We start from the raw sequence: 23,413 nt of genomic DNA on the forward strand, positions 1-23,413 counted from the left end.
CTTTAACTTATTGATTGCTTGTTTTAGCACTTGTGACAGATGTGTCGCCATTAACAAGTGCTTCGGTGACGATAAATGCCCCCGGCAACTGATGCTGCTTTGCCGTGCGCATCGCTTGTTGCGCTTGGTCTCGATCATAAAAAGGACCAAAGCGAACACGATACACGGTATCACGGCGGGCGATATGTGTAGGTAGACCATGGGTCTTCGCCAATTGTTCCGCTTTTTGATTGGCTTTTAGGCCATCAGAGAGGGCAGCCAATTGCACATAATAGGCATGATGGCGAGCGGAATGCCACTCGTCATCCGCTGGTTTACTCGGTGAGAGTAGACGCAGTGACACGGGGGCTGTCCCCGTCTTTAATACATCCAGCTTCTTGGCCGCGGCATAACTCAGGTCTATCAAGCGCTTATTGTGAAAGGGCCCGCGGTCATTGACGCGCACAATGGCCTTTTTACCATTATTTTGGTTGGTGACTTCCACGTAACTGGGCAGGGGAAGGGTTTTGTGCGCGGCTGACATGGAGTACATATCATACACCTCGCCATTGGAGGTACGATGGCCATGAAACTTCTCCCCATACCAGGAGGCAATGCCCGCCTCTTGGTAGCCTTTTGGATCGCGTAAGATTTGGTAGCGCTGACCATTTAACGTGTAATCTTTGTTACCCGCGAGGCTGTAAGGCTCATACCTGGGTTGGGCGTTTTCTGCGTGAATAACTTGTGGCACCGTCTCGGGTGCTTTATCACTTTGCATGTCGTAGCGACCTTGCTGGCTGCTGCATGCACTTAATAAGACGATAGCGCTAGAAACGATAATAGCTCGCATGTTTATGCCCTGGATAACATTTTACGATGAGTGTGGATAGACATCAGAATGCCAAAACCGGCCATCAGTGTGACCATTGAGGTGCCGCCATAGCTGATAAGTGGTAAGGGTACCCCAACCACAGGAAGAATGCCGCTGACCATGCCAATATTGACAAAAACATAAACAAAAAAGCTTAACACGATACTGCCAGCCATCATTCGGCCAAATGCCGTTTGGGCGCGGCTGGCGAGCATTAGCCCTCGGCCGATCAAAAAGAGGTACAGGGCTAACAAGACACAGACACCGATCAACCCCCATTCTTCAGCGATAACGGCGAAAATAAAGTCTGTGTGTCGCTCAGGGAGAAACTCCAATTGAGACTGTGTCCCTTGTAGCCAGCCTTTGCCGCTTAAGCCACCAGAGCCAATGGCAATTTTAGATTGAATGATGTGATAGCCTGCGCCCAAGGGATCGGACTCTGGGTTAAACAGGGTCAGCACGCGGGTACGCTGGTAATCATGCATTAGGAAAAACCAGAGTACAGGGACAAAACTGGCCAGCGCAATCACCGCTGCTGTGATAATTTTCCAGCTTATTCCGGCCAAAAACAGCACGAACACCCCAGAGGCGGCAATCAGTATTGAGGTACCCAAATCTGGCTGCTTAGCAATCATAATGGTGGGCACAAACAATAACACTAGGGCGATGAGCAAGTGAGTAAATTTGGGGGGGAGCGGATCTTTGCCAATAAAGCGGGCAAGCATGAGCGGTACCGCAAGTTTAATGATCTCTGAGGGTTGGAAGGTGACCACTCCGAGATCAAGCCAGCGCTGCGCGCCCTTTGCGGTTTCGCCAACCAATAGAACCGCCGCCAGTAACACCACCCCCACGGCATACAAATAGGGCGCCCAAAACTCATAGTGGCGCGGCGGCACTTGGGCGAGGGCAAACATGACCGCAAGTGCCAATAGCATGCGGATCGCCTGGCGCTCCATCATCGCCATGCTTTGGCCACTGGCGCTATACATCACCACTAGGCCGAAGCCCATCAGTAACAAAATGCCCACGAGCATGGGTAAGTCGAGATGCAAGCGATCGAACAAAGAGCGTTTCGCGCTAACTTGGGCTAGTGAACTCATTGTTTGGCCTCTTTGGTCTCTTTGTCTTCTAACAAGATATGGTCGAAGATGCGGCGGGCAATGGGGCCCCCGTTGCTCGAGCCACCCCCTGCGTTTTCCAGTACCATAGAGACAGCGACTTCCGGGTTTTCAAAGGGGGCAAAGCCGATGAAAAGTGCGTGGTCTCGCAGGTGTTCAGCAATTTCGTCTGCGTTATATTCTTCATCTTCACCCAGCCCGAAAACCTGTGCGGTGCCTGACTTACCGCCCGATAAATACTCCGCCGAGCGGAATGAACGACGCGCGGTCCCTTTGCGACCGTGGTTAACCAGTTGCATACCTTTGAGGCCGACATCCCAATACTTATCGTCGACCCCTTTAATCGGTGGAAACGGCTCGGCGTCGGGTTTGTGGGTGCCGTGTTCATCACGTGTTTTGTTTAACAGTTTTGGGGCTTTGACTTCGCCACGGTTGAGCAGCACGGTCAAGGCTTTGACGATTTGCATCGGGGTGGCAGTCCAATAACCTTGCCCAATTCCGACGGGAATTGTGTCACCTTTATACCAGGGTTGACGGTAGCGACTCATTTTCCATTCACGGTTAGGCATATTAGCGCTGCTTTCTTCTTGAATGTCGATGCCTGTGTATTGGCCAAAGCCAAATTTTTCCATCCACATAGAGAGTTTATCGATCCCCATGTCATAAGCGATTTGATAGAAGAAGGTATCGACTGACTCCTCGATCGACTGCACGATATTTACCCGTCCGTGCCCCCAAGGGAGCCAGTCACGGAAAGGGCGCGTATCCGAGTTAGGGATCCGCCAATAACCAGGGTCGTTACGCGTGGTCTTGGTGGTGATAACGCCTTCTTCTAGCGCGGCGACAGCAATGAAAGGCTTCACTGTGGAAGCTGGCGGGTAAATGCCTAGGGTGGCGCGATTCACCAAGGGACGATCTTTATCATTGAGCAACTGCCGATATTGGGTACCGGAAATACCATGTACAAATAAGTTAGGATCGTAGCTGGGCGTTGACACCATCGCCAGGACGCCCGAGGTGTCAGGGTCGACCACCACCACCGCGCCTCGTCGGTCACCGAGGATGCCGCGCACGTAAAGTTGCAGGTCAATGTCGAGATTAAGAATCAGATCCTTACCCGGTTGCGGCGGCACATATTTAAGCGTACGTATTACACGGCCACGGCTGTTCACCTCAACTTCTTGGTAGCCCGCTTTACCATGCAGTGTTGATTCGTAGTATTTCTCTATCCCCAGCTTGCCAATATCACGGGTTGCTTTGTAGTTATTGAGCACCCCTTTTTGCCTGAGTTTGGCAATATCGCGATCATTGATTTTGGCGACATACCCGAGCACATGGGTCAGTGCATCGCCGTAAGGGTAATGGCGCTTTAAGTAGGCTTTGATTTCCACCCCAGAAAACTGATGCTGGTGCGCGGAAAAAATCGCGACTTCTTTATCGGTGAGCTGTGTTTTCAATGCCACGGCATTAAAACGTCGCGAGCGGCGACGCTCTTTTTGAAAGCGCGTAATGTCTTTGTCGGTCAATGAGAGTAAGTCTTTTAGCTGGGCGAGGGTTGCCGGCATATCATCGACTTGCTCAGGCGTCACTTCTAAGTGATAAACGGGGCGGTTTTCCGCCAGCAATTTCCCATTGCGGTCATAAATGAGGCCACGGTTAGGCGCCACCGGGACGACTTTAATGCGGTTATCGTTCGAGCGGGTTTGGTAGTCTTGGTGTTCGGTCACCTGAATATGATAAAGGTTGGTTAGCAGCACCCCAACCAACGCCATGATACCGACAAAGCAGACGATAGCGCGTCGCACAAACAAGGCCGCCTCGGCGCTGTGGTCTCGGATTTCAACTCGTTGGCGCTTCATCTTTGCTTATTCTCGATGATACGGGTGATTGGTGGTCAAGCTCCACGCTCGATATAGGCTCTCGGCCATAATGACGCGTACCAGCGGATGGGGGAGGGTCAGTGGCGATAGCGACCAGCTTTGCTCCGCGGCCGCTTTACACTGTGGTGCTAGCCCCTCTGGCCCACCGATCAAAATGGCGACATCGCGGCCATCAAGTTTCCACTTTTCCAACTGGTTAGCCAATTGCGGTGTGTCCCAAGGCTTGCCGGGAATATCGAGTGTCACAATGCGGCTACCACGGTTGACGGCCGCCAACATCGCTTCCCCTTCTTTTTGCAAGATACGGGTGATATCGGCATTTTTGCCCCGCTTGCCAGCAGGTACCTCTACCAGCTCGAGTGGCATGTCTTTTGGAAAGCGGCGTTGATATTCTTCAAAGCCTTGCTCCACCCATTTGGGCATTTTATTACCCACCGCAATCAATTGGATTTTCATGGTTTAGTTCCAGAGTTTTTCCAATTGGTAGAGTTGGCGTTGCTCCTCTTGCATGACATGCACCATAACGTCACCTAAATCGACCACAACCCATTCGCTGTCATCTTGTCCTTCCGTGCCGAGAGAGTCGATATCGACCGCTTGGGCCTGTTCACACACATGCTCGGCAATGGAGGCAACATGACGGCGAGAGTTGCCGGTGCACAGCACTAAAAAGTCGGTAATGCATGATTTGTCGCGTACATCCAGAGTCACAATATCGCTGGCTTTTAACTCATCGACCTTATCGGTCACAAACTGTTTTAACTCGTTAGCTTGCAAAGAAAACCTCTATGTGTTGCTGATGGTCTTATTAGGCCAGTATACCATTTGCTAACCCGTTGGACACGCTAGGGCGTGAGTGGTTCGGGCGCTTGGCACATGAGTGCACAAAAATAATGCAGATCTGGCCAAGGGTCGCTACCAAAGTCCGTTTTTAGCCTGATCTCTAACTGTGCTAAGCGGCGTAGCAGTGCGGTTAATCGGGCTTTGTTGAGCCGATTGAGAGCGGCGGTGAGCATGGGACGACGTGTTTGCCATACACGAAGTTGGTCAAAGATGGCATTCAGCGGCCTGCCTTTTTGCCCCTGCTCGTGAATGGTATACAACTGTTTGAGCTCCTTTTGGATCAGTCGTAAAAGGAGAGTGGGCTCTTCACCTTCAGCATGCAGTTGCTCAAGTATCCGTTGCGCGCGTTGTGCCTTTCCTGCTAGCAGCGCATCGGTGAGCTGAAAGGGTGTAAAGTGATGGTGGCGTGACAGGGCACTCTCTATGCGTGGCAGGGTTAAGGCGCCATCCGGATAGAGCAGTTGTAGAATGTGCAGGCTTTGTACCAATGCCAATAGGTTTCCTTCATGCCATTGTGCTAACAACTGTAGCGCTTGTTGGTCTGGCTTTAGCCCTAACTGGCGACACCGTTGCTCAATAAAACGCGGGAGTTGACGGGCATCCGGGGTATTGCACACCACGTATAAGCCGTGTTGGGCGAGCGCTGAAAACCATTTAGCGCTTTCTTGCTTCTTGTTGAGTCTTTCCCCTTGCACCAATAGGAGGATATCAGGATGCAGATAAGCGGCCAGCTCGGTAAGCTGCTTGGCTTGCGTGCTGGTGAGGCCATTATCAGGGCAGGAAAGTTCAATAATTTGCCGAGAAGCAAACAAGCTAAGCGCTTGACAGCAGTCGATAACCTCTTGCCAATCTAGTTGCCCATCGATGACAAATTTATGATGCTCTTCAAAACCTTGGGTGCGTGCCGCGCTTGTAATGGCGTCACGCGCTTCGAGTTTGAGTAATGGGTCGGAGCCAAAGACCAAGTAAGTTTGGCGCAGCGGTTGATTGAGCTGCTGCGCCAATTGGTCGGGATAGGTTCTCATCATTGCGCGGTATTCGTCTCGGTTTGTCGCGTTTCGATGATCACGTTGGGCTCTGTTGGCGTTTCACCTTGCTCGAGCTTCTCCATTGCCGCTTGTTCGGCCTGTTGGCGTTCAAACTCGGCGATATCGCCTTTTAATTGGGAAAGTTGACGCATAATTTGCCGAGTGGCTTCTGTACGCATCTCAGCGACTAACTTATCTTCTTCCACCGATTTTGCCAGCGCTGTCAGCGGGTTATCTAGGAAATTACGGCTTAAGGTGGTGTTGTAGGTATAACTGCCTTTATCAGGCACGGTGACGCGATAGCGCGCGACATAGCGAAACTCTTTCTCCGCCACGCGGCTGTTTTGATAAAGCGATAACGTCTGTTCGCTATTGCTTTCACCGAGCAAGTGGATATTGGCCACGTCCTTGGAAGGGGAGACAAGATCGACCTTGTGTTGACGCAAGGCATTTCGCATTTGCCGGGTGAGCTCACCATAAGGGTCAAAGCTCGTTAACGACACCTTATCAACCTCATCGGGCAGGTTGTAGCTGCCACGCAAGGCAAACCCGCAAGACGCGATGGTCAAACAGACCATCGCGACAAGCAGGGAGCGAAGCATTGTCTTAAACAGATTCACTCCATCGCTCCTTGTTAGTTGGCAACAATGTTAACCAGCTTGCCAGGTACATAAATCACCTTGCGCACGGTTTTGCCTTCGGTAAATTTCACCACGTTTTCATCTGCCATCGCTTGGGCTTCCACTGCGTCTTTCTCCGCATCCGCGGCGACGGTGATCTTGGCGCGTAGCTTACCGTTGACTTGGACGATAATCAGCTTTTCGTCCTCAACCATGGCTTCTTTATCTGCCTCTGGCCACGCTGCGTCATCAATGTGGCTCTCACCCAATGCATTCCATAGGCTAAAGCAGATATGTGGGGTAATGGGGTAAAGCATTAGCACCACCGCTTTGAGGGCTTCGTCGAGCACCGCGCGGTCTTGTTCGCTTTGTTGTGGGGCTTTCACCAATCGGTTCATTAGCTCCATAATCGCCGCGATGGCGGTGTTAAAGGTTTGACGGCGCCCCATGTCATCACTGACTTTCGCAATGGCTTTGTGCACCTCGCGGCGCAGCGCTTTTTGCTCATTGGTGAGCGCGCTAGCATCCAGTGCCACGACAGGTCCTTGTTGGCTGTGCTCGTAAACCAGTTTCCAGACGCGACGCAAGAAGCGGTGTGATCCTTCAACCCCTGATTCTTGCCACTCCAGCGTCATATCCGCAGGCGCGGCGAACATCATGAACAGGCGCACCGTATCAGCCCCGTACTTCTCGACCATAAGCTGCGGATCAATGCCGTTGTTTTTAGACTTCGACATCTTGGTCATGCCCGCATGGGTCACCGCATTGCCTTGGCTGTCTACCGCATTAACAATTTGCCCTTTGCTGTCACGCTCAACGGTGACATCGGTTGGCGAGACCCACACGCGCACGCCTTTGTCATCGGTATAGTAGAAGGCATCAGCCAGTACCATGCCTTGACAGAGCAGTTGCTTGAAGGGTTCATCGCTATCGACCATGTTTTCGTCACGCAGCAACTTGTGGAAGAAGCGTGAGTAAAGCAGGTGCATACAGGCGTGCTCAATCCCACCAATATACTGATCGACAGGCAGCCAATAGTTGGCAGCGCTTGGGTCGAGCATCTGATCGGCCTGCGGCGAGCAATAGCGAGCATAGTACCAAGACGATTCCATAAAGGTATCGAAGGTGTCGGTTTCACGCAGCGCAGGCTCGCCTTGATACTGGGTTTGTGCCCATTGCTTGTCAGCTTTAATCGGGCTTTGCACCCCGTCCATTACTACATCTTCTGGCAGGATAACCGGCAGCTCATCCGTCGGGACAGGCACCACGTCACCGTCTTCGGTGTTCAGCATTGGGATAGGCGCGCCCCAATAACGCTGACGAGAAACGCCCCAGTCACGTAAGCGGAAGTTGACCGTTTTTTGCCCTTTACCCAAAGACTCAAGCTTAGCGGCAATCGCATCAAACGCGGCATCAAAGTCTAAGCCATCGAATTCACCAGAGTTAAATAGCTTGCCTTTTTCGGTATGTGCTTGCTCAGACAAATCAGGTGCGTTGCCATTTTCATCCAGGATCACAGGCTCAATATCGAGGCCATATTTGCTGGCAAATTCAAAATCGCGTTGGTCGTGTGCAGGCACGGCCATGACTGCGCCCGTCCCATAATCCATCAACACGAAGTTGGCGACAAAGATAGGTACGCGGCGGCCGTTTAATGGGTGCGTGGCGTACAAGCCCGTCGCCATGCCTTTTTTCTCCATGGTGGCCAGCTCAGCTTCCGCTACCTTGGTGTTACGGCACTCTTGCACAAACTCCGCCAAGGCTGGGTTGTTCTTGGCCGCGGCATCGGCCAGTGGGTGACCGGCGGCAATACCGACATAAGTCACCCCCATCAGGGTATCAGGGCGGGTGGTGTAGACGCCCAGCGCAGGGTGATCGCCCTCAACATCGAAGGTCAGCTCAACGCCTTCTGAACGGCCAATCCAGTTGCGCTGCATGGTTTTTACCATCTCTGGCCAACCATCCAGTTTGTCGATGTCTTGCAGCAGCTCTTCTGCATAATCGGTGATTTTGATAAACCACTGTGGAATTTCTTTTTGCTCAACCGGGGTATCGCAGCGCCAGCAGCAGCCTTCATGCACCTGCTCGTTCGCCAACACGGTTTGATCGTGTGGACACCAATTCACTGAAGAGGTTTTTTTGTATACCAAGCCTTTTTTATAAAGCGTGGTAAAGAATTCTTGCTCCCAGCGGTAGTAATCAGGGCTACAGGTTGCGATTTCGCGATCCCAGTCGTAACCAAAGCCCAGCATTTTCAGCTGGCCTTTCATGTAATCAATGTTTTCATATGTCCAAGGTGCAGGGGCGGTTTTGTTTTTGATAGCGGCCCCTTCGGCCGGCAAACCAAATGCGTCCCAACCAATAGGTTGCATCACATTCTTGCCTTGCAGGCGCTGATAACGCGAGATCACATCACCGATGGTATAATTACGGACATGCCCCATGTGAAGTCGGCCACTGGGGTAAGGGAACATAGAAAGACAGTAGAATTTTTCTTTGTTAGGGTCTTCATGAGCCACAAAGGTTTTATTGTCGTCCCAATGGGCTTGAACTTTTTGTTCAATATCTTGCGGGCTATATTGTTCTTGCATCGATGGCTTCCGAGATTCTGTGAGAAAGGTAAAACCTGAAAGAGAAATATCGTCATAGAATAACGAAAGGCAGAGACCGCAACAACACTTGAATCAGGACAGAACCATGAATAAAGAGAAAGAACCGCAACAAAGTATCATTGAGCGGGTAAAAGAGGCACTGGAAAACAGTCCAGAGGCTTTGTCTCGCTGGGTCGAGTTGTCTGATCAATATCTCAAAGCAGCTGCGGATCTTACCAAAGATGAGTGGGCGCTGATTGAGGCTTACTTCAAGCGCGATGTGAAAGCGTTTGGTGAGCAGTACGACAAATCTCAAGGCGAAGACATGGACAGTCAGGTATTTAACGATCTGATTGCCAACTCTATTTGGGAACAGCTGGCAGAAATCACCGATCGCACTCAGCTAGAGTGGCGTGAAGTGTTTGACGACCTTCAGCACCATGGCGTGTATGAAGCGGGTGAAATTGTTGGGCTGGGCGTATTGCAATGTGAGCAGTGCCACCACCAGTCACGCCACAGCCGGGTGGATGTGATTGCGCCTTGTAGCAAGTGTGGCCACCGGTATTTCTCTCGCCGCCCGTACCCGGTGTAAGCCAAGCACGGTGCTTGGCTTAGCCGAGGCGGTTAAGATACCAAGGGCGAGGATAACGGTCAGTTATCAGTCAGACGAGGCGTTATCTTTGCCCTCAAAGCGTTGGCGCTCTTCGCGTTCCACTTGAGACAGGCGTGGCAGTTTTAGCCCTTGTGATTTTCCCATCCAACGCGCGAAGACGATATTGCTGGCGAACGCACAGGCGACCAAGACAAGCTCGATAGCGGCCAACCAGCGTTCCCCCTCATCGACATAAATAAGGGTCAATGCGTGCAAAAAGTAAAACATCAAAATAAAGTTCGCCCACGCATGAGTAAAGGCCTTTCCTTTCAAGATCCCCGGTAGCGGAAGGAGCAGCGGGATGGTCCAGCCGATCGTTACCGCCCAAGCATTGAGGTGTGGGTGGGGCGATAAAGACGCATGCCAGATTATTACCCAACCAATCAGGCCGAGGTTACTCAATAGCGAGAGCCTACGCATTAATGCAAGCCGAGAGTCAGTCACAGTACTATCCTATTGTCCCAAGTGGTGGTGAAAGGTTTGTGCAAAACGTGCAAGACGTTGACCTAAGGTTTTGGCGATTTGTTTCTCGTCTGCGATTAAAGGCAGGTTCGGCTCTGCCACACTCGACGCACCATAAGGCGAGCCGCCACCTTGCGTGGTATGTAGCGCACGTTCGCTATGTGGCACACCGAGCAACACCATACCATGATGAAGCAGTGGCACTGTCATGGTGAGCAGGGTGGTTTCTTGTCCGCCATGCAGCATTGATCCGGCGCCAAACACGGCTGCAGGTTTATCGATCAGGGCGCCTGATAGCCACTCCCCACTGGTACTGTCGATAAATTGCTTCAAAGGCGCGGCCATGTTGCCAAAACGCACCGGACTGCCGAGGGCTAGGCCATGACAGTCCAGCAAATCTTGCCGAGTGACAAACGGGTCTTTCGCGGTTGTGTCTGGCACTTGGCCATCAGGGTAAGCGGGCAGCTCGGGCACCGTGCGCAATACCGCTTCAGCGCCTTGCGCCTCGATACCACGGGCGACTTGCTGGGCGAGTTTGCGTGTATTCCCCGAGCGGCTGTAGTAGAGCACTAATACTTTCGTCATTTTATTAGCGTGAGGACGTTTTCAGGTGGACGACCAATGACCGCTTTTTCGCCCTTGACGGCGATTGGACGTTCGATCAATTTGGGATTGTTAACCATGGCGTCGAGTAATTGCGCTTCGTCCACGGAGGCATCGCCCAAGTTTGCCGCTTTATAGTCTGCTTCTTTGGTTCGCATCATCTCCCGAAACGAGCTGAGTCCGAGTTGCTGTTTTAACATCGTCAACGCCTCAGCAGACAAAGGGGTGTCGAGATACTTGATGATGGTCGGCGTGACACCGTTGGACTCCAACAACTTGAGGGTTTCACGACTTTTTGAACAACGGGGGTTGTGGTAGAGGGTTATAGCGGTCACAACAATGATCCTTTTTGAGTGAATTAACGGTCGCTAAGCGCTTTAAAGCGGGCTTGTTGGCGACGAAGTTGATCAAGACGCGCATCATACCGTGCCTGCGCCAAGCTACCTAGTTCTGCGATCTGGGCGGCTTGGGTATAATTGCGAATGGCTTTGTCCCATTGTCCGCGTAAGGCATACCGCTCACCTTGGGCGGCCAGCTCACCGTCTCGATGCGTCCCGGTACTTTCGTACGCTTGTTGTAACAAAAACCAACCGTTGCTGTCATCTGGATGCTGGTGTGTATATCGCTCCAGCATGGAGATCGCCTCGCCTCCTCGCTTGGCTTTGACGAGGGTATAGGCACGATTAAGCAATAATACGCGGTTATTAGGTTGATGGTTCAATGCGTTTTCAAGGCGCGTCAATGCCTTGTCGTACTGTTTCTCACCGATGTTTAAATCGGTCATGGCATCAAGGAAAAATCGATTATTAGGTTGCGCCTTGATAAGTGGGGTTAATTTTTCTCGCGCATCGTCAAAACGACGGGCATCAATATCAAGCAACGCCATCCCGTAGTTGAGGCTTTGCTTTTCGGCCGGCGAGGCCTCTTTATGACGCCGTTCAAACCAATCCATCGCCGAGCGGCTGGCGATGCCGCTATATCGCGCGACGATACGGGCGCGCGCGAGTTGATAATCGGGCGAGGCAGGTACCCGTTTTTGTGGGTATTGGCGGGCACGAGCGCGAGAGTCAGTGATCCGTGAAGCCGGTAAAGGGTGGGTGCTGAAGTACTCGGGCATTTGGCTGGCGTAACGGTACTCATCCGCCAATCGTGAGAAAAATCGCGGCATGGCTTGCACGTCAAAATCAGCACGTGCGAGGGTTTCAATGCCGATCCGATCGGCTTCTTCTTCATTGCGACGGGTGAAGTTTATTTGGTTTTGCATACTGCCCGCTGTCGCGGCGTGTGCCGCTGCAATCCCGGCTTCGGGAGAGGCAATCGCGAGCATCAACGATCCCACTAAGGCGGCGACGGTCAGCGGCGAGGTTTGCGCTTGCTCCTCCATGCTTCTTGCAAGATGACGCTGGGTGACATGGGCGATTTCGTGGGCCATCACCGATGCCAATTCGCTTTCCGTTTTTGCATGGAGGAACAGCCCAGAGTGCATGGCCACGTAGCCACCGAAAAAGGCAAAGGCGTTGATTGCCTGATTATCGATTAAAATAAAACGAAAGGGTGTGCGAACATCGTTGGCATTCGCCACCAGTCGATGGCCCAAGCCATTAATATACTCGTTGAGTAGAGGATCGCTGATGATGGGCTTGCTGGCTCTTAGCATCCGCATGTAGGCATCACCAAACTCTTTCTCTTTGGCAACTGATAAGGTACTGACGGCGGCGGTACCGATATCAGGTAAGTCACTTTGATATGACTCAACACGTGCCGACACAGGTGCGCTCGCTAAAACCCCCGCTAGTGCATAACAGAGCAGGCGGCGAGCGTTGTTGCCTTTGTGAGAGCCAAGTGCGCGAGATGACATAAGTATGATGACCTTTAAATGCAGGGTGTACTTAGGTACAGACCGATAAAACCCGTTAGGGTTTCGTTGGCGTTCTATCTAATGTCCATTACAATACTGACGATAATACCGACCGGTGAGCCAGAATGGAATCTCAAACACTTGATTTGCGAGAACATGTTTGTCCAATGGCGCTATTGCTGGCAAAGCGCGCCGCCGCGTTATTGCAGTCAGGTGAGCAATTGGTGATTTTACTCGGTGATCAAGGGGCGAAAGACGATATCCCCAAGTATTTTAAACGCGAAGGCTTCAGCATGAGGTGGTTAGACACGCCAGCTTCGCGGCTACTCATCACAAAGAAATAGCGGGCTTTTTATGTTTGATATGTTACATCGCTGGTATCGGCGACGTTTTTCTGACCCACATGCCGTGAGCCTGGTGGCGATCCTTCTTTTTGGTTTTATTACCATCTACTTTTTTGGCAATTTGCTCGCCCCATTATTGGTCGCGATCGTGATGGCCTATCTACTTGATTGGCCGGTAAATCGTCTCTGCCGGCTGGGTTTGCCCCGCATTTTGTCAGTGCTGGTGGTACTGACTGTGTTTGTTAGCTTAACCTTGATGGCGTTATTCGGGTTGGTGCCGACCATATGGAACCAGGGGGTCAGCTTGGTGGCCGATGTGCCAAATATGTTTAATAACATGCAAGCACTGATGCTGAGTTTGCCAGAACGCTACCCAGAGCTGATCAATCCCCATATGGTCAATACCTTTGTCGATACCTTGCAAAATAAAGTGCTCAACCTTGGCGAAACATTGGTAAAAGGTTCATTGGCGTCTTTGGTGAACTTAGTCGCGGTGGCGGTATACCTGATTTTAGTGCCCCTGCTGGTGTTCTTTTTGCTCAAGGACAAAGCACAAATGTTGGCGATGTTCAAAGGCTTGTTACCACGCAACCGTCGTCTTGCCTCTCGAGTCGGCCATGAGATGAATCAGCAGATCTCCAACTACATCCGGGGCAAAGTGACTGAAATCATTATCGTCGGGGTGACCAGTTATTTGACCTTTAGCCTGTTAGACCTTCGCTATGCGGTCCTACTCAGTGTGGCGACGGGCTTCTCTGTTTTGGTGCCTTATATTGGCGCGGCGATTGTCACCGTCCCGATAGCCATTGTTGCCTTGTTCCAGTGGGGGCTTGAGCCTGGTTTTTGGTATGTAATGATCGCCTATGGCGTTATCCAAGCGCTAGATGGCAATGTGCTCGTCCCCGTGCTTTTTTCAGAAGCGGTGAATTTACATCCAGTCGCCATCATAATAGCCGTACTGGTTTTCGGTGGACTCTGGGGCTTTTGGGGGGTATTTTTTGCTATTCCATTGGCGACCTTAGTGAAAGCGGTGTGGCAAGCGCTGCCAGTGATTGAGCTGGATGACGATCCCAAGACAGATATTGAGTGATCCATCTTGTTTTCACGCCCCTAATAAAAGGGGCTGAGCGGCAGGTAAACATCGACACGTCGTGATCAGTTTGGCCCACAGAAGTAGTAATGAAAACAGGGTTGGCATGGCACAACACAGGCAAGAACAAACGCAAGTAGAAAAGTTTCGCGTCGCGGTGATAGGTGGCGGTGTTGCGGGAACCACAGCGGCAATGCGCTTGGCTCAGCGCGGGGTGGACACCCAGGTGTTTGAGGCGGGCACCGGCTTGGTGAGTGGGCCGCCGATTTGCCATCTGCACGCGGGCGGCAATTTGTATCGTGAAATTTCGCTCGATCAATGCCTGACCTTACTCGAACAGTCGGTGGCCACGGTGCGCATGTATCCGCATTCGGTCAATCGTCGACCGACTGTCCTTGCCGTTCCTCAGCAAGACCCAGGCTCATTAGACAGTGTGATTGCACGTTTAGAAACCCTGCGTGAGCGTTATGCGCAATTGGTTGAGATCGATAGCGATAATAAAGTCATGGGTGAGCCGAGCGATTATTTCCGTTTGTATCAGCAAGAGGAACTGGAAGCATTGCGCGCTCAAGACTACCACAGCGTGATCGATGCTGCCGATCGATGGATGTGGCCCGTGGCCCAATCGCTCGATTTAAGTGCAATGAAATACCCTCTGGTCCTGGTGCAAGAATACGGGCTTAGCGTGTTTCGCTTGGCGGCGGAAGCGCAATTGACCCTTGCCGACGCGCCTCATTGTCAGCTTAATTTCAATCACAAAGTGATGGATACTCAGCCCATCTCGTCAGGGTGGCGGGTAACCTATCAAGACCAGTCAGGGCAGATACAGACCACCGACGTTGACTATCTTATCAATGCGGCCGGATTCCGCACGGGGACAATCGATGATATGGCCGGGTTTGGTCGCGAGCGTTTGGTCGAATACAAAGCCGCGTATATCGCGCATTGGACACGGACTGAGTATCAGTGGCCGGAAATCATTGTCCACGGTCAACGGGGCACCCCACAGGGAATGGCGCAGTTGACCCCTTATCCGGATGGTTTTTTCCAGCTGCACGGTATGACTCAAGACGTCACCTTGTTTGAGCGTGGTTTAGTGAAAAGCTCTGCGGAGTCAGCGCAACCGACTGTCGATGCACGTTATGTGAAAAACATCGATAAAGGCTGGGACTGGCAAGAAGTGTGTGAACGCACTGATCGTGCGATTGACCACTTTGGCCAGTGGTTACCGGCATTCAAACAGGCCGAAGTAGGTGGCAAACCCTTGTGTGGTGCGCAGCAAATCCCCGGGGATGATCCTTCGTTACGTGCCTCGGATGTGTCGTTTGATGGTGAACGTTATGCGCGTTTGGAAATTGTCAAAGCGTCGTCGGCGCTGACGGCCATCAATAAAGTACTGACGCAATTTGAAGATTCAGGTTGGATATCTCCTACCTCTTATCAGCCATTGTCTCGCCCCAACACCGCGAAGATAATCGATACCGCTTGCGAGCTTGCGACACGCCGCGGATACCCTGAGGCGTTGGCAAAGCCTGTCGGCTAATCATACAAAAAAGCGCACGGTGTTCGTGCGCTTTTAGTCAGCAGCATGTAGGCTGCTTTGTCGCCAAAGCTAACGTGTCGCCAAAGCTAACGTGTCGCCAAAGCTAACGTGTCGCCAAAGCCAACGTGGACTGACGTTACGCTTGGTTTAAGTAATCAAGCACCACTTGGTGGTGGTCCTTGGTTTTAAACTTATTGAACACATGTTCTATCTTACCGTCTTTGCCGACCAAAAAGCTTAGACGATGAATCCCATCGTATTCTTTGCCCATGAATTTTTTCGGTCCCCAGACTCCGAACGCATCGGCGACGGCATGATCTTCATCGCTCAACAGCGTGAAGTTAAGTGCGTCGCGTTCAACAAAACGGGCCAGTTTTTTCACCGGATCGGGACTTATGCCAAGCACCACGGTGTCAAGTGCATCCAACTCGGCTTTCGTATCGCGTAGCGAGCAGGCCTGCGTTGTACAACCCGGTGTCATCGCCTTTGGGTAGAAATAAACCAGAACACGTTTGTCGCCTTTGAATTGGCTAAGCGTGACGGTGTCGCCATTTTGATCTTGCAGTGAAAAATCGGGCGCTTGTGCGCCTTCGGTGATTGTTTGCATGCGCTGCGTTTCCTTTTTGTCGGTAAACCGAATTCACGATGATAGAGGGTGTTCGCAATTACGCAAGTTTTTGATAATAGGATCACTGACTTGACAGGATTTGACTGCCCATTGACGCAGACTCATCCCTTCCTCGATTATAACGATAAGACACATTACCTATCGATGAAAAAATGTCGATTAAGACATGCCTAGACGCAGGGTTATTCTTGTGTTTGCCCAGCGCCAAAAGTAACATTGCAGGCATCACTAATAAGGGAGACGAACATGGTTTCTGGAAGCATTGTGGCGCTCGTCACACCAATGGATGCACACGGCGAAGTTGATTACGTTAGCCTGGAAAAACTGGTCGAGTTTCATATCCAATCGGGCACTGATGCGATTGTCGCAGTGGGCACGACGGGTGAGTCGTCGACAGTAACCGTGGATGAGCACATTAAAGTTGTGCTGAAAACCTTGGAATTTGCTAACGGGCGTATTCCGGTTATTGCGGGAACTGGCGCCAATGCCACCCATGAAGCAATCACTTTCAGCAAAATGTTTGCTGGCTCAGGTGTGGCCGCCTGCCTAAGCGTGACCCCTTATTATAACAAACCGACCCAGGAAGGTTTGTTCCAGCATTACAAAGCCATTGCTGAAGCCACGGACCTGCCACAGATTTTATATAATGTTCCCGGGCGTACCGCGGTCGATATTCAGCCTGAGACAGTAGCGCGACTGGCGGCATTCGACAACATCATTGGTCTGAAAGATGCCACCGCTGATGTAAGCCGAGTGGCGATTCACCGGGAACTTTGTGGCGACGATTTCCTCTTATTCAGTGGCGATGATTTAACGGGCTTGGATTTTGTCTTGGCCGGGGGGCACGGCGTTATCTCTGTGACCAATAATGTGGCGGCTGCGCAAATGGCTAAAATGATCAAACTGGCGCGCGCAGGTGAAGCAGAGCAAGCGCATGCTATTAACGAAACCTTGATCCCCCTACATCGTCACCTGTTTGACGAAGCCAATCCGATCCCTGTGAAGTGGGCAGTCCGTGAGATGGGCTTGATTGCGGATGGGCACCTTCGTCTGCCATTAACTGAGTTAAGCGAGCACTTGCGTCCAGATGTTCGTGAGGCACTGCGTGTCGCAGGTGCTGTTTAAGCCGTTGGAGTGTCAATGAAACCAGTATTTAAGCTCGGCCTATGTGCCATCATGGCCACCAGTGTGGTGGCCTGCAGTGGTGGCGTCGAGCAGCGCCGTCAAGCCAAAGATGACTTTGACTATTTGCAAACAACCCCGTTGTCGCCATGGCAAACCTTGCCGGATCAAGCGCCGTATTTTTCCACCAATTATCAGATCCCGACACAAGATTTTAATGGTGAAGTCGGTCAGAACGTTGATATTCGTCCGCCGCGCCAAGTGCTGGATCTGATCCCGGGCGCACGGATACAACGTGATAGCCGTGGCGTCACCCTTGCCGTTGCCAATGAAAAGCAACTCGATAAAGTATGGCAAACGGTAGAGCGTTTGGTCAGCGAGCAGACCATCCCAGTGTCGTCGCAAACGGCAGACCAAGTAGAAACCGGTTGGATTGCTTGGGAAAAAGAAGACAGCGCCCATCAAGCACGCTTCCGTTTATCGCGCCTTGAGCAAGGTCGCCGCTTTGCGTTAGGGGTGAATATGATTGACTCGCGTGCGAAAGCCAGCGATGAACCGCTCACCCCTGCGTTGCGTGAGCGCTACAACACCCTGATGACTAACCTTATCACGGTGAGTCACGATGCGGCATTGCGTGCCGAAGCGCGCCGTTTGGCGGAGCAGCGCCAGTCTGATATTCCGATTAGCTTTGGTACCGATCGCAGTGGGTTGCCGGTCATCATCGCGCGCGCCCCTTATGATGTGGTTTGGGAAAAGCTGCCCGCTATCATCAAGCCTTTAGGGTTCACGGTAGAAAGTCGTAACCAGTCGCAAGGCACGGTGAAAACCCGTCACGTCGCGCCAAATGATGAGCGTTGGCAATCCCTTGGCGTTGATCCGATTTCGTTCCCGGACAATAGCTATACCTTGTTGCTGGGCGATCTAGGCAACCGCACGTCACTTAACGTGACCAACAGCGATGGTAAGCCTGTCGATGAGGCGACGTTAGAAGCGCTGAGCCCAGCGCTCAAAGCGGTCATTGCTCAAGTGAACCAAGCATCAGAGTAATTTTATAGGGACGCGGTGAGCGTCCCTTACTTTTAGCGCCTAATGGAGAGTATAGGTAATGGAAAAACGTGCTGAGTTGTATCGCGGTAAGGCAAAATCTGTCTATGCCACAGATGATGAGCACCGCTTTGTTCTGCACTTTCGCAATGACACGTCGGCTTTTGATGGCGAGCGTGTTGAGCAGCTTGAGCGAAAAGGCGAAGTGAATAACAAATTTAATCACTTCATCATGCAAAAGCTTGAGCAGGCGGGCATCCCCACCCAAATGGACCAATTGTTGTCCGATACCGAGTGTGTGGTGAAAAAGCTAGATATGATCCCTGTAGAGTGTGTGGTGCGCAACATTGCAGCCGGCTCACTTTGCCGTCGCCTTGGCGTCGAGGAAGGGACGACACTGACGCCGCCCACCTTTGAGTTGTTTTTAAAAAACGACGCGCTGCACGATCCCATGGTCAATGAATCCTTGTGTGAGTCTTTGGGCTACGCCACGCAAGCGCAATTGGCGACGATGAAATCACTGACCTACAAGGTGAACGATGTCCTCAAAGCGCTGTTTGCGGAAGGAGAGCTGTTGTTGGTCGATTATAAACTTGAGTTTGGTGTTGATCATCAAGGTAATATTGTTCTGGGTGACGAGTTTAGTCCTGACGGTTGCCGATTGTGGGATGCCAATACCCGAGAAAAACTGGATAAAGACCGTTTCCGTCAAGGCCTAGGTGGTGTTGTGGATGCTTACATCGAGGTGGCAAAGCGTATCGGCCTTACCTTGTAATTTTTGGTTTTAAAAAGCAAACGTTTGCTTTTTGCGCGCGAAAAATAGCGCCATCAATATGGCGCTATTTACTCTTTATGCTCGTCTGATTGCGCTTGATCATTCCCCGCATCGCTTTCTTTGGATGACGACTGTTTATCCGGCTTCTCTTTGTACTTAAGGCCAAACTTTGCGTTGGCGGTGTACTTGAGTGCCATGATATTACTGACCACCACGGCAACCACGATGGCAATAATGACATAAGGGTTGGTTAGCCATTCCATTGTTCCACCTCGCAAAGATTGGTGACGTAGGTTGAATATATCCAATCCAATTGGTCAAGAATAGTACGTTTACCACAAATAGGCGCATTGCCGATCGCGTTGGCAAGCATGTCTTGGCTAAATGCTGACAAAAGGGTGGCGCTGGTGGCGATATGGCTGATATGCCAAGGCTCCCTCGCAACACCGCCCTTATCCTCGGCATAAGGAAGGAAGAACCCCCATTGCGGGGCGTGGGTTTTAAGCCACTGAGAAAACGCGGCCTGAGGGCCATCATCATATTCCGGTGGGGTGAGCGCCAACCTTTGATGTGGAGCCAGTGCACGCTTGTCATACACGTCTAAATCTGTTCCCCAATGATGGCGGCTTGCCCCAGGCAAAGCTGACCAACGCAATATTGCCTTGACGCGCGCATCATCAGACAGTTGCGTGATATCCAGTGGCTGGCTGTCGGCATCTAGCACCGGTTTTTCGCCATTAAATTTACCATTCCAGATAGCCAACTGACGGGCAAACGAGCGATAGCCGCTGGCGACCATTAGGGTAAAGCCCGCTTGTGATGCCGCCTGTTGTAAGGCGGCAAAATCAGCCAGTACAGCCTGATGCAAGCATGGTGCATTAGGTTGGTTGTTGATCGGTGCGAGCACTGAGCCGTCTTGGCCAGTGAGCTGTGCGGACGTTGGGGTCAAGGGAGTGCTTTCTCCAACACCTTTTGATACATGTCCGTCAGCTTTTCTAAATCCGGGATACTGACACATTCATTCACCTTGTGGATAGTGGCATTCACCGGGCCCAGCTCAATCACTTGCGCACCCATTTGCGCAATAAAACGTCCGTCGGAGGTGCCGCCAGTGGTCAGCAGTTCCGGTGTTTGATGATTCACCTCTTCCACCGCCGCCACCACCGCGTCCAATAACGTACCTTTATCGGTTAAGAAAGGGTCACCACTATGCGTCCACTCAAGGGTATAGTCGAGCCCATGGGCGTCTAAAATCGAGTAAACCCGCTCTTTGATGGTTTCACTGTCCAGCTCTGTGCTGAAGCGGAAGTTAAACTGCGCATGGCATTCCCCTGGGATGACATTGGCCGCGCCTGTGCCAGCCTCGATATTGGGGATTTGGAAGCTTGTGGGGGGAAAAAACGCATTGCCTTTGTCCCAGAGTGTTTGCGCAAGCTCGGTGAGCGCTGGCATCGCCTGATGCACTGGGTTGTTGGCAAGATGCGGATAGGCGACATGGCCTTGTGTCCCTTTGACGTAGAGATCCCCGGTGATGGACCCGCGACGGCCGTTTTTCACCACATCACCGACATGGTGTGTGCTAGACGGTTCGCCAACAATACACATATCGATCTTCTCGCCGCGCGCCATTAGGGTATCGACGACGCGGGTAGTGCCGTTAATAAACGGGCCTTCTTCATCTGAGGTGATTAAAAACGCGAGAGAGCCAGAGTGGTCAGGGTGCTGGGCAATAAAACGCTCAACCGCGACAACCATGGCGGCCAATGAGCCTTTCATATCCGCGGCGCCACGCCCATGGAGGTGATCGTCAATCACTGTCGCTTCAAACGGCGGTGTATGCCATTGTTCGCGCGGCCCTGAGGGAACCACGTCAGTGTGGCCGGCAAAAGCAAACAGAGGGCCTTCCGTCCCCCGTCTGGCCCAAAGGTTAGTAGTATCTTCAAACACCATGGTCTCAATGGTGAAGCCCAAGGCTTCTAACCGCGCAATCATTTGATCTTGGCAGCCGGCATCTTCCGGCGTGACCGATTCTCGGTTTATCAGATCTTTCGCTAAAGCCAGCGTGGCAGAGTCAGTCATCGGGGTTTCCTTACAACAAAAATGAATCGACTATCACATTACGCGAAAATATCAGCGTATTGGTTCTCTTTAAAGCCGAGGTAATAGCTACCTTTGTGTACGAGCAATGGGCGTTTAATGATCGCTGGGTTGTCGAGCATGATTGCGATAGCGCTGGCTTGGTCTAAATGGGCTTTTTGCTCATCGCTTAGTTGGCGGTAGGTGGTGCCACGTTTGTTGATTAACGCTTCCCAGCCCAGTTCGGCAACGAAAGTTTGCAGCATTTGTGCGTCTAAGCCATCTTTCCGGTAGTCGTGATATTGGTAGTCGATACCTTGGTTATCCAACCACTTTAGGGCTTTTTTTAGGGTGTCGCAGTTTTTAATCCCAAATACAGTTGTCATGGTCTTATCGTGATTGTTGGCAAAGGTTTAAGAGTGACACCACTGGTTAATGAACGCAATACTTGGCGCGGCAGGGATGTACGCCATGTGATGGCGCAAAACCGTGTGAAATGCGTGGGTAAATGCGCCTGCAGCACGTCGATTTGATGGCGTTTTGATCAAACGCAAAACCTCTTAGCAGGCGCCATGAATAATGGGATCATTCGTAATTGTTGGAGGTTCGTATGGAACTCAACCCGGTATTCGCTCGGCGCTTGTATCTCGCCGCACTGGTAGAAGAGATGGAGCGCCCAAATGTTCCGCGTTTGATTGAGGCAACAGGCTGGCCGCGCCGCACTATCCAGGATGTGCTCAAATCTTTGTCAGGGCTAGGCATTGATATGACATTTATCCAAGATGGCAAGCGCCATAACGATGGTTATTACCAGCTAAAAGACTGGGGCCCGTTTCGTCGCGATTGGGTCGAGGATAAAAAGCGAGACATTCGCTCGTATATCAACTAGTGATCGCCTGAGGGACGACGGACCAGTTTCGCCTCGACCAGTGTGCGTCGAATGGCATCAGCACGCCGACGGTTTGCGCCAAAGTCGTAATAGCCAATACGAGAGGCAGAGCGAAGCGCGAGCTGGTTATCACTGAGTGAGACTTCAACATCATCGACAAAGCGCAGCACCCGGGTGGTGAAGCGTAAGTGTGCGTAGTTTTCTTGGGCTGCAACCACTTGAGCACCTGGCATTGAGGCAATTTTCTCAACAATGGTCGCCAAGGCAACATCGGTGTTAGCCAGCGGCAAGGGCGCTAACTGAAATGTCGCGCGCGTGTCTTCTGTTGAAACACAATTAGGGCTGTCACCACAGGCAGTGACAGGCGGTTGTTTTGCCATGGGGCCTCCTTTCGAGCAGCCGAACAGTGTAAAAAGTACAATGAGGCCGAGCAGATTTTTTCCCATTATGCCCCCACGAGCGTGTAACCAATAAACCCTATCCAGCTTACGACGAGTAAAAGCCAAGGTAAACGGCTGTGCCCTTTATCTTGTGCAGTAGGCTGCGGTGAAGAGGCAGGCTCGCTGAGTTGGTCGACAGCCGGTGTCGGTTTTTGCTGTTTCTTGCGCGCTTTGTCCTGCGCCCGCGCCTTTGCTTTTTGTTCTTTTTTGTACTGCGCAATCCCTTTCTCAATCCCTTGAGCAATCAGTTTCGTCTGAGCCTTGGTTTGTCCAGGCTTTTGCGTGGCTTTGGCAACGCGCATGGCGTCTTGTTGCGTCTCTGGCGAAATCGTTGCTTTGGCTTTTGTTTTGGCCATGAGGGCTCCATGTAACGCTAAATAAATGGCTCGTCCCTAGGATAACAAATTTTGCTTTTGCGCTTGCAGTTTTTATCGCATGTCGCCATGGTAAATGCGTGACTTCTCAATCAAAAATCTTATGGACACGTTTCATCATTTCGACGACAAAGGGTATATCAAGGCCCCCCAGATCGCCGTACTGTGCCTGCTACTGTTAAGTCGCGCATGGTGGCTACTGGCGATGGCCGGTGTCAGCCGAGAGCAGGGCAGCGAGCTGCTTGCGCTGGTTTATCCGGACACCGCTGCGTTTTATCTCAGTTTAGGGATTGGCCTGGTGCCGCTTGGGCTATTACTGTTGGTGGGGAACTGCGACAAGGCGCCTGAATGGTTAACACAGCATTGGCACTTAGGTTATTGGTGGGTGTGGCTATTGTGGACGTGGGAAGCCTATCAAGTGGTGCATACGCTCACGATGACGGGGGGACGGTTTGATTGGTTGCTTGCCTTGCACGGGCTTTGGTTAGTGTGGGCAAGCCTTTATTGGCTGAGAAGCCAGCGCGTAAAGCGCTTTTTTTATCAGTTCACATAAACTGGGCAAACTCGGCCGGGCATAAAAAAA

The 23,413-nt window shown here is 51.7% G+C and carries 27 protein-coding genes and 1 pseudogene; 9 read left to right on the forward strand and 19 right to left on the reverse strand.

What is annotated here, in order from left to right:
- Positions 1-7: 7 nt before the first annotated feature.
- The 8 genes and pseudogenes from EHW56_RS05885 to leuS all read right to left on the reverse strand — a co-directional run.
- Complete coding sequence (locus tag EHW56_RS05885) at positions 8-829, reverse strand: septal ring lytic transglycosylase RlpA family protein (RefSeq protein ID WP_152796837.1); 822 nt, start codon at positions 827-829, stop codon at positions 8-10.
- A 2-nt stretch (positions 830-831) separates the two neighbouring features.
- Positions 832-1,950: a rod shape-determining protein RodA gene (rodA, locus tag EHW56_RS05890; protein WP_152799430.1), complete on the reverse strand. Its 1,119-nt coding sequence runs from the start codon at positions 1,948-1,950 to the stop codon at positions 832-834.
- Positions 1,947-3,827 (reverse strand): penicillin-binding protein 2, encoded by a 1,881-nt coding sequence (gene mrdA, locus EHW56_RS05895; protein WP_046073736.1) that lies wholly within the window; start codon positions 3,825-3,827, stop codon positions 1,947-1,949. Before mrdA ends, rodA begins: the two co-directional genes overlap by 4 nt.
- Before the next feature lie 6 nt (positions 3,828-3,833).
- The gene (gene rlmH, locus EHW56_RS05900) at positions 3,834-4,304 is read right to left on the reverse strand and encodes a 23S rRNA (pseudouridine(1915)-N(3))-methyltransferase RlmH (RefSeq protein ID WP_077578611.1); all 471 of its coding nucleotides are present in this window, start codon (positions 4,302-4,304) and stop codon (positions 3,834-3,836) included.
- A 3-nt stretch (positions 4,305-4,307) separates the two neighbouring features.
- Entirely contained in the window at positions 4,308-4,625 is a 318-nt protein-coding gene (rsfS, locus tag EHW56_RS05905; protein ID WP_046073734.1) for a ribosome silencing factor, read from the reverse strand.
- 68 nt (positions 4,626-4,693) lie between these two features.
- Positions 4,694-5,716, reverse strand: coding sequence for a DNA polymerase III subunit delta (gene holA, locus EHW56_RS05910; protein ID WP_152799455.1), 1,023 nt, complete (start codon positions 5,714-5,716; stop codon positions 4,694-4,696).
- Complete coding sequence (lptE, locus tag EHW56_RS05915; RefSeq protein ID WP_231637399.1) at positions 5,716-6,339, reverse strand: LPS assembly lipoprotein LptE; 624 nt, start codon at positions 6,337-6,339, stop codon at positions 5,716-5,718. The genes holA and lptE overlap by 1 nt, the downstream gene beginning before the upstream one ends.
- Before the next feature lie 32 nt (positions 6,340-6,371).
- Positions 6,372-8,930, reverse strand: a pseudogene (leuS, locus tag EHW56_RS05920) (leucine--tRNA ligase); the annotation flags it as partial.
- A gap of 106 nt (positions 8,931-9,036) precedes the next feature.
- On the opposite strand from leuS, the gene EHW56_RS05925 reads away from it, so the two are divergent.
- Entirely contained in the window at positions 9,037-9,522 is a 486-nt protein-coding gene (locus EHW56_RS05925; protein WP_046073731.1) for a zinc ribbon-containing protein, read from the forward strand.
- A gap of 66 nt (positions 9,523-9,588) precedes the next feature.
- Here EHW56_RS05925 and EHW56_RS05930 read toward each other — a convergent pair whose 3' ends face one another.
- The 4 genes from EHW56_RS05930 to EHW56_RS05945 are packed head-to-tail and all read right to left on the reverse strand — an operon-like array spanning position 9,589 to position 12,505.
- Positions 9,589-10,002, reverse strand: coding sequence for a DUF2069 domain-containing protein (locus EHW56_RS05930; protein ID WP_046073730.1), 414 nt, complete (start codon positions 10,000-10,002; stop codon positions 9,589-9,591).
- 33 nt (positions 10,003-10,035) lie between these two features.
- Positions 10,036-10,629 carry an NAD(P)H:quinone oxidoreductase gene (wrbA, locus tag EHW56_RS05935; RefSeq protein ID WP_077578608.1) on the reverse strand — a complete coding sequence of 198 codons (594 nt, stop codon included), beginning with the start codon at positions 10,627-10,629 and terminating at the stop codon, positions 10,036-10,038.
- The gene (arsC, locus tag EHW56_RS05940) at positions 10,626-10,982 is read right to left on the reverse strand and encodes an arsenate reductase (glutaredoxin) (RefSeq protein ID WP_077578607.1); all 357 of its coding nucleotides are present in this window, start codon (positions 10,980-10,982) and stop codon (positions 10,626-10,628) included. The genes wrbA and arsC overlap by 4 nt, the downstream gene beginning before the upstream one ends.
- 23 nt (positions 10,983-11,005) lie before the next feature.
- Entirely contained in the window at positions 11,006-12,505 is a 1,500-nt protein-coding gene (locus EHW56_RS05945) for a M48 family metalloprotease (RefSeq protein WP_152799424.1), read from the reverse strand.
- A 125-nt stretch (positions 12,506-12,630) separates the two neighbouring features.
- On the opposite strand from EHW56_RS05945, the gene EHW56_RS05950 reads away from it, so the two are divergent.
- From EHW56_RS05950 to EHW56_RS05960, 3 genes are all read left to right on the forward strand, one after another.
- Positions 12,631-12,849 (forward strand): sulfurtransferase TusA family protein, encoded by a 219-nt coding sequence (locus EHW56_RS05950; RefSeq protein WP_046073727.1) that lies wholly within the window; start codon positions 12,631-12,633, stop codon positions 12,847-12,849.
- Between the two features lie 10 nt (positions 12,850-12,859).
- Complete coding sequence (locus EHW56_RS05955; RefSeq protein ID WP_046073726.1) at positions 12,860-13,939, forward strand: AI-2E family transporter; 1,080 nt, start codon at positions 12,860-12,862, stop codon at positions 13,937-13,939.
- A 106-nt stretch (positions 13,940-14,045) separates the two neighbouring features.
- Positions 14,046-15,482, forward strand: a complete 1,437-nt coding sequence (locus EHW56_RS05960) for an FAD-dependent oxidoreductase (RefSeq protein ID WP_152799421.1) — start codon at positions 14,046-14,048, stop codon at positions 15,480-15,482.
- Between the two features lie 136 nt (positions 15,483-15,618).
- Here the strand turns inward: EHW56_RS05960 and bcp are convergent, their stop codons facing one another.
- Positions 15,619-16,089, reverse strand: coding sequence for a thioredoxin-dependent thiol peroxidase (gene bcp / locus EHW56_RS05965; protein WP_046073724.1), 471 nt, complete (start codon positions 16,087-16,089; stop codon positions 15,619-15,621).
- A 267-nt stretch (positions 16,090-16,356) separates the two neighbouring features.
- Between bcp and dapA the strand changes: the two genes are divergently transcribed.
- The 3 genes from dapA to purC are packed head-to-tail and all read left to right on the forward strand — an operon-like array spanning position 16,357 to position 19,051.
- The gene (dapA, locus tag EHW56_RS05970; RefSeq protein ID WP_046073723.1) at positions 16,357-17,235 is read left to right on the forward strand and encodes a 4-hydroxy-tetrahydrodipicolinate synthase; all 879 of its coding nucleotides are present in this window, start codon (positions 16,357-16,359) and stop codon (positions 17,233-17,235) included.
- 15 nt (positions 17,236-17,250) lie between these two features.
- Entirely contained in the window at positions 17,251-18,279 is a 1,029-nt protein-coding gene (gene bamC, locus EHW56_RS05975; RefSeq protein ID WP_046073722.1) for an outer membrane protein assembly factor BamC, read from the forward strand.
- 58 nt (positions 18,280-18,337) lie between these two features.
- On the forward strand, positions 18,338-19,051 hold the full coding sequence (purC, locus tag EHW56_RS05980) for a phosphoribosylaminoimidazolesuccinocarboxamide synthase (protein WP_152796847.1): 714 nt from the start codon (positions 18,338-18,340) through the stop codon (positions 19,049-19,051).
- Positions 19,052-19,119: 68 nt separating this feature from the next.
- Here the strand turns inward: purC and EHW56_RS05985 are convergent, their stop codons facing one another.
- Genes EHW56_RS05985 through EHW56_RS06000 form a run of 4 tightly spaced genes read right to left on the reverse strand, consistent with a single transcriptional unit; the run spans position 19,120 to position 21,513 of the window.
- Positions 19,120-19,314 (reverse strand): DUF2897 family protein, encoded by a 195-nt coding sequence (locus tag EHW56_RS05985; protein WP_046073720.1) that lies wholly within the window; start codon positions 19,312-19,314, stop codon positions 19,120-19,122.
- Complete coding sequence (locus tag EHW56_RS05990; RefSeq protein ID WP_046073719.1) at positions 19,302-20,069, reverse strand: M15 family metallopeptidase; 768 nt, start codon at positions 20,067-20,069, stop codon at positions 19,302-19,304. Before EHW56_RS05990 ends, EHW56_RS05985 begins: the two co-directional genes overlap by 13 nt.
- A complete protein-coding gene (gene dapE, locus EHW56_RS05995) occupies positions 19,997-21,130 on the reverse strand; it encodes a succinyl-diaminopimelate desuccinylase (RefSeq protein WP_152796849.1) in 1,134 nt (377 codons plus the stop codon). The genes EHW56_RS05990 and dapE overlap by 73 nt, the downstream gene beginning before the upstream one ends.
- 38 nt (positions 21,131-21,168) lie before the next feature.
- Positions 21,169-21,513, reverse strand: a complete 345-nt coding sequence (locus tag EHW56_RS06000; RefSeq protein ID WP_046073717.1) for an ArsC family reductase — start codon at positions 21,511-21,513, stop codon at positions 21,169-21,171.
- Between the two features lie 224 nt (positions 21,514-21,737).
- Here EHW56_RS06000 and EHW56_RS06005 point away from each other — a divergent pair, with 224 nt between their 5' ends.
- Entirely contained in the window at positions 21,738-22,016 is a 279-nt protein-coding gene (locus EHW56_RS06005; RefSeq protein ID WP_025740011.1) for a helix-turn-helix domain-containing protein, read from the forward strand.
- Here EHW56_RS06005 and EHW56_RS06010 read toward each other — a convergent pair.
- Positions 22,013-22,396, reverse strand: a complete 384-nt coding sequence (locus EHW56_RS06010; protein WP_172969990.1) for a DUF1499 domain-containing protein — start codon at positions 22,394-22,396, stop codon at positions 22,013-22,015. The genes EHW56_RS06005 and EHW56_RS06010 overlap by 4 nt on opposite strands.
- Positions 22,397-22,461: 65 nt before the next feature.
- Positions 22,462-22,812, reverse strand: a complete 351-nt coding sequence (locus EHW56_RS06015) for a DUF2956 domain-containing protein (protein WP_046073715.1) — start codon at positions 22,810-22,812, stop codon at positions 22,462-22,464.
- A gap of 121 nt (positions 22,813-22,933) precedes the next feature.
- Between EHW56_RS06015 and EHW56_RS06020 the strand changes: the two genes are divergently transcribed.
- The gene (locus EHW56_RS06020; RefSeq protein ID WP_158011352.1) at positions 22,934-23,383 is read left to right on the forward strand and encodes a DUF2919 family protein; all 450 of its coding nucleotides are present in this window, start codon (positions 22,934-22,936) and stop codon (positions 23,381-23,383) included.
- The last annotated feature ends 30 nt before the right edge of the window (positions 23,384-23,413 follow it).

The organism is Salinivibrio sp. VGrn1, assembly GCF_009377995.1.
GTDB lineage: Bacteria > Pseudomonadota > Gammaproteobacteria > Enterobacterales > Vibrionaceae > Salinivibrio > Salinivibrio siamensis.

Excerpts from the sequence above, each read along its gene's own strand:
- EHW56_RS05885 (WP_152796837.1), bottom strand. The coding sequence starts at position 829 with ATGCGAGCTATTATCGTTTCTAGCGCTATCGTCTTATTAAGTGCATGC.
- rodA (WP_152799430.1), bottom strand. The coding sequence starts at position 1,950 with ATGAGTTCACTAGCCCAAGTTAGCGCGAAACGCTCTTTGTTCGATCGC.
- mrdA (WP_046073736.1), bottom strand. The coding sequence starts at position 3,827 with ATGAAGCGCCAACGAGTTGAAATCCGAGACCACAGCGCCGAGGCGGCC.
- rlmH (WP_077578611.1), bottom strand. The coding sequence starts at position 4,304 with ATGAAAATCCAATTGATTGCGGTGGGTAATAAAATGCCCAAATGGGTG.
- holA (WP_152799455.1), bottom strand. The coding sequence starts at position 5,716 with ATGAGAACCTATCCCGACCAATTGGCGCAGCAGCTCAATCAACCGCTG.
- EHW56_RS05925 (WP_046073731.1), top strand. The coding sequence starts at position 9,037 with ATGAATAAAGAGAAAGAACCGCAACAAAGTATCATTGAGCGGGTAAAA.
- EHW56_RS05930 (WP_046073730.1), bottom strand. The coding sequence starts at position 10,002 with ATGCGTAGGCTCTCGCTATTGAGTAACCTCGGCCTGATTGGTTGGGTA.
- wrbA (WP_077578608.1), bottom strand. The coding sequence starts at position 10,629 with ATGACGAAAGTATTAGTGCTCTACTACAGCCGCTCGGGGAATACACGC.
- EHW56_RS05945 (WP_152799424.1), bottom strand. The coding sequence starts at position 12,505 with ATGTCATCTCGCGCACTTGGCTCTCACAAAGGCAACAACGCTCGCCGC.
- EHW56_RS05950 (WP_046073727.1), top strand. The coding sequence starts at position 12,631 with ATGGAATCTCAAACACTTGATTTGCGAGAACATGTTTGTCCAATGGCG.
- EHW56_RS05955 (WP_046073726.1), top strand. The coding sequence starts at position 12,860 with ATGTTTGATATGTTACATCGCTGGTATCGGCGACGTTTTTCTGACCCA.
- EHW56_RS05960 (WP_152799421.1), top strand. The coding sequence starts at position 14,046 with ATGGCACAACACAGGCAAGAACAAACGCAAGTAGAAAAGTTTCGCGTC.
- bcp (WP_046073724.1), bottom strand. The coding sequence starts at position 16,089 with ATGCAAACAATCACCGAAGGCGCACAAGCGCCCGATTTTTCACTGCAA.
- dapA (WP_046073723.1), top strand. The coding sequence starts at position 16,357 with ATGGTTTCTGGAAGCATTGTGGCGCTCGTCACACCAATGGATGCACAC.
- bamC (WP_046073722.1), top strand. The coding sequence starts at position 17,251 with ATGAAACCAGTATTTAAGCTCGGCCTATGTGCCATCATGGCCACCAGT.
- purC (WP_152796847.1), top strand. The coding sequence starts at position 18,338 with ATGGAAAAACGTGCTGAGTTGTATCGCGGTAAGGCAAAATCTGTCTAT.
- EHW56_RS05985 (WP_046073720.1), bottom strand. The coding sequence starts at position 19,314 with ATGGAATGGCTAACCAACCCTTATGTCATTATTGCCATCGTGGTTGCC.
- EHW56_RS05990 (WP_046073719.1), bottom strand. The coding sequence starts at position 20,069 with ATGTGTCAGTATCCCGGATTTAGAAAAGCTGACGGACATGTATCAAAA.
- dapE (WP_152796849.1), bottom strand. The coding sequence starts at position 21,130 with ATGACTGACTCTGCCACGCTGGCTTTAGCGAAAGATCTGATAAACCGA.
- EHW56_RS06000 (WP_046073717.1), bottom strand. The coding sequence starts at position 21,513 with ATGACAACTGTATTTGGGATTAAAAACTGCGACACCCTAAAAAAAGCC.
- EHW56_RS06005 (WP_025740011.1), top strand. The coding sequence starts at position 21,738 with ATGGAACTCAACCCGGTATTCGCTCGGCGCTTGTATCTCGCCGCACTG.
- EHW56_RS06010 (WP_172969990.1), bottom strand. The coding sequence starts at position 22,396 with ATGGCAAAACAACCGCCTGTCACTGCCTGTGGTGACAGCCCTAATTGT.
- EHW56_RS06015 (WP_046073715.1), bottom strand. The coding sequence starts at position 22,812 with ATGGCCAAAACAAAAGCCAAAGCAACGATTTCGCCAGAGACGCAACAA.
- EHW56_RS06020 (WP_158011352.1), top strand. The coding sequence starts at position 22,934 with ATGGACACGTTTCATCATTTCGACGACAAAGGGTATATCAAGGCCCCC.